Here is a 7,040-nt window from a genome sequence, read left to right on the forward strand (position 1 = left end):
GCGACAGCAAGGGTAGCCATTTGGCGACCCCTGCCCGGCGCAGACTCAGAGTGCGCTGATCACACCGCGCAGCTTGTCGACCACGGTGTCGATCTCATGCGCCTCGATAATCAGCGGCGGGGACATACACAGCGCGTCGCCAATACCGCGCGCCATCACACCTGCTTCCCAGGCCATACCGGAAACTTTACCAGCGAAGCGGCCCTTGAGGTTTTCCGGCGCGCGCAGTTCGATGGCACCGACGAGGCCGTAGTTGCGCACGTCGATCACCTGGTCCATATCCGCCAGGCTGTGCAGGGCATTTTCCCAGTGCTTGCCGATCTCGCCACTGGCGCGAGTCAGCAGACCTTCGCGCTCGTAGATATCCAGTGTCGCCATACCCGCAGCGCAGGCGACCGGGTGCGCGGAATAGGTGTAACCGTGATAGAACTCCACACCGCCTTCCGGAGCGGCATCCATCACCGTCTTGTAAATGTGATCCTTCACAAACACCGCACCCAGCGGCACTGCCGCGTTGGTGATGCCCTTGGCGGAAGTCATCAGGTCCGGAGTCACGCCCCACTCGATGGATGCAAACGCGGAACCGGTACGACCCCAGCCGGAAATGACTTCATCAAAAATCAGCAGCAGGTCGTGCTGATCACAGATTTCACGCAGACGCTGCAGGTAACCCTTCGGCGGCAGGATCACGCCGCCGGCACCGGCGAACGGCTCGACGATCACCGCGGCAATCTGGTCGGCACCGTGGAAGTGCACCAGGCGCTCCAGGTCTTCCGCCAGTTCCACGCCGTGTTCCGGCAGGCCCCGGCTGAACGCATTGCGCTCGATATCCAGCGTGTGGCGCATGTGGTTGGATTTCACCGGCTGGCCAAACGTCTGGTAATTGGGCGCGATACCACCGACGGAGATACCGCCGAAGTTCACCCCGTGATAACCCTTTTCACGGCCGATAAACATGGCCTTGGTGCCCTTGCCGCGCGCGTGCTGGTATTGCAGTGCGATTTTCAGCGCACTCTCCACCGCTTCGGAACCGGAGTTGCCGAAGAACACATGGTTGAGGCCGTCGGGAGTGTGTTTTACCAGGCGCTCGGCATATTCAAAGCTCAGCTCGTGGCCGAAATTGAAGATGGAGCTGTAATCCAGCTTTTTCGCCTGCTGGTGAATCGCATCGGCGATTTCCGCGCGGCAGTGGCCGGCGTTGCTGCACCAGAGGCCGGCAGTGGTGTCGATAATCTGACGACCGCCTTTTTCGGTCAGGTAGATGCCCTCGGCACTTTCGACGATCCGCGGCGCGGATTTGAAAGTGCGGTTCGGGGTAAACGGCATCCAGAATGCATCGGTTTTCAGTTCTGACATGGTCTCGCTCCGCGATTTCCCTATTTAAATCAGTGAACGTGTTTTGTTTCAGCGGGGCGAACGCTTTGTTCGCTCCGCATTGCATCAGGCACCAAAGCAGCAGTATTTGGTTTCGTAAAACTCTGCCATGCCCTCGACACCGCCCTCGCGGCCGATGCCGGATTCCTTGCAGCCACCGAACGGTGCAACCGCAGTGGAGAATACACCGGTATTGCAGGCCACCATGCCGTATTCCAGCGCCTCCACCACGCGATTGGCGCGGCGGATGTTTTCGCTCATCACATACGCGGCCAGGCCGTAGGGTGTGGCATTGGCGCGGCGGATAACGTCGTCTTCGTCGGTGAATTTCTGCACCGGCGCCAGCGGCCCGAAGATCTCTTCCTGCGCGATGCGCATGCCGTCGTTCACGCCGGTAATCAGTGTAGGCGCAAAATAGTTTTCCCCGTGGGGCAGGTACTCGCCACCCAGCTCCACGCTAGCACCGGCTTCCACCGCATCCTGCACCAGCCCCTGCACGCGATCCGCAGCGCGGCGGTGAATCAGCGGGCCGACACTGACGCTGTCGTCGCAGCCGTGGCCGACCTGCAGCGCCTCGATGGCGGTGCGCAGTTTGGCGACGAAGGCGTCGTGTACCGCCTCGTGCACATAGATGCGGTTGGTGGACACACAGGTCTGGCCGGCATTGCGCATCTTGGTCGCAATACAGGAAGCCACCGCGGTATCCAGGTCGGCGTCATCGAACACAATAAACGGCGCGTTGCCGCCCAGCTCCATGGACATCTTTTTCACGCCGCTGGCGCACTGAGCCATCAGCAATTTGCCCACGGCGGTGGAGCCTGTAAAGGTGAACTTGGCCACTCGGTCATCTTCGGTCAAGACCTTGCCGATGGCCGGGGCGTCTGATCCCACCACCATATTGATGGTACCCGCCGGCAGGCCCGCTTCCTCCGCCAGCTGGCACAGCGCCAGCGCGGACAGCGGCGTCTCCACCGCCGGCTTGATCACCACGGTACAGCCGGCCGCCAGTGCCGGTGCCGCCTTGCGGGTGATCATCGCATTGGGAAAATTCCACGGGGTGATGCAAGTCACCACACCCACCGGTTGGCGGATGGTGGACAGGCGCATGGCCGGGTTGTGGGTCGGGATAGTCTGGCCGTAGGCGCGGCGGCACTCCTCGGCGAACCACTCGATAAAGGACGCGCCGTAGGCGATCTCGCCCTTGGCTTCCGCCAGCGGCTTGCCCTGTTCCAGCGTGAGGATACGCGCCAGGTCGTCGACGTTGTCCATGATCAGCTGGTACCAGCGCTTCAGCACTGCGGCGCGCTCGCCGGCGGTCTTGCTCTTCCACGCCGGGAAGGCGGCACTGGCGGCGGCTACGGCCGCCTCGGTATCGGCGGCGCTGCCATCGGCCACCTGGGCCAGCAGATCGCCATTGGCCGGGTCGCGCACCTCGAGGGTGGACGCACCGTCACGCCATTCGCCGTTGATATAGTTCTGGGTCTTCAACAAATTCGGATTTGCCAGTTGCACCGCCAACCTCCTTGCAATTATTGGTCTTTACAGCTGTTGACCGGATTCTGCGGCTGGCCACTGGCGCTGCATAGTAGTATTTTTCGAACTAAAATTTACCTTTATCAAACTTTGGCCTATGCTCGGTGATTCCCCGGTCAACCAGCGGAGCACACGGCCTTGAGCAAAGCGAAGAATGCGATTGGCGGGCGCCTCAGCGATATGGACCTGCGCCTGCTGCGGGTCTTCCGCGAAGTGGTGCGCGCCGGCGGCCTGGCGCCGGCAGAGGTGGCGCTGAATATCAGCCGCTCCACCATCAGCACCCACCTCTCCGACCTGGAGGGGCGCCTCGGCATGCAGCTGTGCCTGCGCTCCCGCGGCCGCGCCGATTTCAAGCTCACGCCCGAGGGCGAGGCACTGTTCGAGGCCATCAACGAACTGGACGGCCACCTGGACGCCTTCAAGAGCCAGGTGAACGCCATCCAGTCCCAGCTCACCGGCGGCCTGCGCATCGTGCTGCCCGACGATGTGCTGGAAATCCCCCAACTGGATCTGCCCGCCACCATCGCCCGCATCAAGGGTAAGGCGCCGCAACTGCAGCTGGATGTGCAGCTGGCCGCCCCGCAGGAACTGGAACTGGAGATCCTCGCCGGCCGCGCCGACGTGGGTATCAACCCGCTGCACTCCCGCCGCCCCGGCCTCGACTACCAGCCACTGTTCCACCACCAGTCGCTGCTCTACTGTGCCCGCACTCATATATGTGCCGGCACGGCAGAGGTGGGTGAGGAATTGCTAACCCAGCAGGAACTGGCCGCCCCCAGCCACGCCGTCCTCTCCGGCGCCGCCCATCTGTACCGCCTGTTCCCGCACAAGGCCACTGCCAATCATATGGCCGCGCGACTAGCGATGATCCTATCGGGCCAATACGTCGGCTTCCTGCCGGAATACCTGGCAGCGCGGTATGTGCAGAGCGGGGAGCTGATCGCCCTGCACCCGGAGCGGTTTCGCTATCGGATTCAGAATGCGGCGACCTTCAAGCGCAGTGCTGCGGAGCATCCCGCGGTGCGGCTGTTCCTGGACTCAATCCTGATCCAAGACTAATCGGCTGCGGCGCGTCAACTAGCGAGGAAATGATCTCCTCGCGGTACCAACAAAAATCCAACAAAGGAGCAATAACGATGACAACAACCTCCTCCAAAGTTCTGCTGGTCACCGGCGCGAACTCCGGCATCGGGCAGGCGATCGCCAACAAGTTCACGCGGCAGGGCTGGAAAGTCATGCTGGCTGGACGCAATCGGGACCGGCTGCAAGATACCGCTACCCCACTGGCCGAAAGCGCCATTTTCAGCGGCGACTTGCGCGACAACCAATACTGCTGCGCGCTGGTGGCCGAGACAGTCGCGCACTTCGGCCGGCTGGATGCCCTGGTAAACTGCGCGGGTATCATTTTTCGCAAAACCGCGCCTGACACCACAGACAATGAATGGCGTGAGTCAATGGCCACCAATCTGGACGCGCCCTTCTTCCTGTCCCGCGCGGCCATTCCCCACCTGGTCGAAAGTCGCGGCAGTATCGTCAATATCGCCTCAGATTGGGGATTACACGGAGGCCAGCAGGCTGCTGCCTACTGCGCCAGTAAAGGGGCACTGGTGATGCTGACCAAAGCCATGGCGCTGGACCACGCCACGGATGGGGTCACCATCAATGCCATCTGCCCGGGGGATGTCGACACGCCCATGCTGGAGAAGGAAGCAATCCAGCGCGGCGTGGAGTACGCCAATGCTATGGTCGAAAACGACGCGGCCGTGCCGACCGGACGCATCACTCGACCGGAAGAAGTCGCATCTCTCTGTTATTTCCTCTGTTCGGAAGAAGCGCGCCAGATCACCGGCAGTGCCATGCTGATCGACGGCGGAGCCAACGCCTGAGAACCGCAATCGATTTGCCGCAATGACCACCGTCACCGGCTCTTACCCTACAGACACAGCATAAAAGCGACTCCGCTGTCCTGGCCGCGAGGCGTGTCCGGCGGTGAGGTCATTTCCGGAAACACTGGAGATCGAAAACTAATCCGCCCTCAGGGACTCCGCGCGACCTCATCGCAATCCGGAATTAATAGGGGATATAGGCATGGCTATATCTGGGCATTTGTGGCTATATGTGGATATGAATGGTTAGATATACCCATATGGTCATATATAACCATGCTTTTGAATAAACTGTTATGTGCTGCATCAAAGGAATAGTGATTTGCGAGAAAAACTTAGAGAAAAGATCATTAAAGTATGTGATCAGAAAATTGAGAAAAAAGGCGCGGATGTGGGGCTATCCTTTTATGCATTTTTTAAGAACAAGAACGATCAGCCTGAAGTTCTTATGGAGGCCGCCCGGTGGTGGATTGAAATTCATAAATTAGACCACTTCGAAAAGGCCAGCAAAATTAAAGACATGGTTAAAGCCGGTGTTTAACTTTGGCCACCAAGCACATAACAAGCGGCAGCAATCGCTCCCTTTGGTCGCTGGGACAGCCAAAACGCTGTGCTTATTTGCCTGCCCTTGTGCCGGGCGTTAGGCGCTAAGAGAAATGCGTAACTTTTCGAAAAATGTCAGAAAGTTTATTGATCCGTTTATGTCTGGCAAAGGCTTTATTTACTCAAGCGGCTATTATAAAAATGAACAGTCGAACGGCGTAAGATTAATGATTGCTTTTGATAACGGAGGCATCGATAAAAACAGCTTTAATATTATGTTGCTAGTAAACTCAGTAGAGCTAGATGATGATAGAGGAGCGTATTGCAATTGCTACTTTACTGGCGGTTCGCTGTCTCCGTTGGCGAAAAAAATTCCTTGTCATAATGTGAGATTTTTGGAAGGACAACTGCAACGTTTCATAGATCAGTATGACGAAGTCATCGCCCCATATTTCTCGTCGTTCAAAGATTGCTCAGATATCGCAGATAAGCTGAGCGATGATAGTGCGCTAAGTTCTTATGCAGCTGACTTGTATTTTCACTCTGGCAACAAGCGTAAAGCAAAAAAATCTTATAAGGCTTGGATCGAGCACCTACTAACGATAACCTATATCGATAACGATAAAGTTGAAGATGCGATACTTAAAACAAAGGCCAAAATTAAGAGGTGCGGTGTATTCAACCGCGCCTAACAAACCGTGGCAGTTCGCGCCTTTCGGCGCCGGACTCGCTACGCTCGCCGCTGCACAGAATCGTTATGTACTGAAATGAAATTCTTAGCACTGTCACTACTTCTAGCAATTTCGGCAACAGCTATTGCTGATGAAATGAGTCAATATCAGCCCCTGGTGTATGAGAACGGCATTGGAATCAGGGCCGCTCCAGAACTGCTAAATAAAGAACATCTGGACAATGTCGTTCACGTGCTCAGCTACTATCGTGTTAAGTGCAGAAGGGTAGCGTCACTGAAATTGCTCATAGATAGTAGTATTAATCATGAAACGCAGTGGAACTTCACAACCAAAGCAAATGACACACAGTGGTTGAAGGAGCATCCAATCGAGCTGGGAGCCAAGTGTACATAACAATCACGGGCAGTGAAGCTACGGCCCTCCGGGCCTCCGCGGGACGGCTTACCTTATGCACGTTTTGCGCGGGTCGCTGCGCTCCCATTTTCGCGCAAATCGCGCATAAGGTAAGCCGCCCCTGCCGTGGGCGTTATGTGTAAGTAAGAGCAAGAGTAGAGCATGGACATTATTCTATTCGTTTTGGTTATGCTGCTTCTACTTTGCGTAGCGTTATTTCCTAGCCTTGTAATTTGGCTATGTGCATATTTGTGGTTGCCGGATGCTTATAAGCTCCCGCCCTATAGAATGACAATCGTTTGTTTCATTCTGGCTTTAATTACGGCGTTTCTAATGAACATTGAGCTCGAAAGTGGAGCGGGCTCTGGGGTGGTCGTAATTCTCGCGTTTAGTGTTCTTTGGTCAGCCATTTTGGTTCCCATTGGTGCACTAGCCAAGTATCTTAGAACGCGCTGTGCCTAGTGCCACACATAACAAGGCCGGGCAATTCGCTCCGGGCCTTCGGCCCTCCGCGGGACAGCTTACCTTGTGCACATTTTGCGCTGGTCGCTGTGCTCCCATTTTCGCGCAAAAAGCGCACAAGGTAAGCTGCCCCTGCCGGCGGCGTTATGCGTCATTG

At 57.0% G+C, this 7,040-nt stretch carries 6 protein-coding genes; 4 read left to right on the forward strand and 2 right to left on the reverse strand.

The window, feature by feature from the left end:
- Positions 1-45: 45 nt before the first annotated feature.
- Positions 46-1,356 carry an aminotransferase class III-fold pyridoxal phosphate-dependent enzyme gene (locus tag IG168_RS05200; protein WP_193162496.1) on the reverse strand — a complete coding sequence of 437 codons (1,311 nt, stop codon included), beginning with the start codon at positions 1,354-1,356 and terminating at the stop codon, positions 46-48.
- 84 nt (positions 1,357-1,440) lie between these two features.
- On the reverse strand, positions 1,441-2,886 hold the full coding sequence (locus IG168_RS05205; protein ID WP_193162498.1) for an NAD-dependent succinate-semialdehyde dehydrogenase: 1,446 nt from the start codon (positions 2,884-2,886) through the stop codon (positions 1,441-1,443).
- 159 nt (positions 2,887-3,045) lie between these two features.
- On the opposite strand from IG168_RS05205, the gene IG168_RS05210 reads away from it, so the two are divergent.
- The 4 genes from IG168_RS05210 to IG168_RS05225 all read left to right on the forward strand — a co-directional run bounded on the left by IG168_RS05210 (position 3,046) and on the right by IG168_RS05225 (position 6,028).
- Positions 3,046-3,966, forward strand: coding sequence for a LysR family transcriptional regulator (locus IG168_RS05210; RefSeq protein ID WP_193162500.1), 921 nt, complete (start codon positions 3,046-3,048; stop codon positions 3,964-3,966).
- A gap of 77 nt (positions 3,967-4,043) precedes the next feature.
- Positions 4,044-4,793: an SDR family NAD(P)-dependent oxidoreductase gene (locus IG168_RS05215; RefSeq protein WP_193162502.1), complete on the forward strand. Its 750-nt coding sequence runs from the start codon at positions 4,044-4,046 to the stop codon at positions 4,791-4,793.
- 322 nt (positions 4,794-5,115) lie between these two features.
- The gene (locus IG168_RS05220; RefSeq protein ID WP_193162504.1) at positions 5,116-5,334 is read left to right on the forward strand and encodes a DUF6500 family protein; all 219 of its coding nucleotides are present in this window, start codon (positions 5,116-5,118) and stop codon (positions 5,332-5,334) included.
- 115 nt (positions 5,335-5,449) lie between these two features.
- On the forward strand, positions 5,450-6,028 hold the full coding sequence (locus IG168_RS05225) for a hypothetical protein (protein WP_193162506.1): 579 nt from the start codon (positions 5,450-5,452) through the stop codon (positions 6,026-6,028).
- Positions 6,029-7,040: the final 1,012 nt, after the last annotated feature.

Source organism: Microbulbifer hainanensis (genome assembly GCF_014904735.1).
In the GTDB taxonomy this organism is placed as follows: Bacteria; Pseudomonadota; Gammaproteobacteria; order Pseudomonadales; family Cellvibrionaceae; genus Microbulbifer; species Microbulbifer hainanensis.

Bases quoted from the DNA above. Each gene is read 5' to 3' on its own strand.
- IG168_RS05215 (WP_193162502.1), top strand. From the start codon at position 4,044: ATGACAACAACCTCCTCCAAAGTTCTGCTGGTCACCGGCGCGAACTCC.
- IG168_RS05225 (WP_193162506.1), top strand. From the start codon at position 5,450: ATGCGTAACTTTTCGAAAAATGTCAGAAAGTTTATTGATCCGTTTATG.
- IG168_RS05200 (WP_193162496.1), bottom strand. From the start codon at position 1,356: ATGTCAGAACTGAAAACCGATGCATTCTGGATGCCGTTTACCCCGAAC.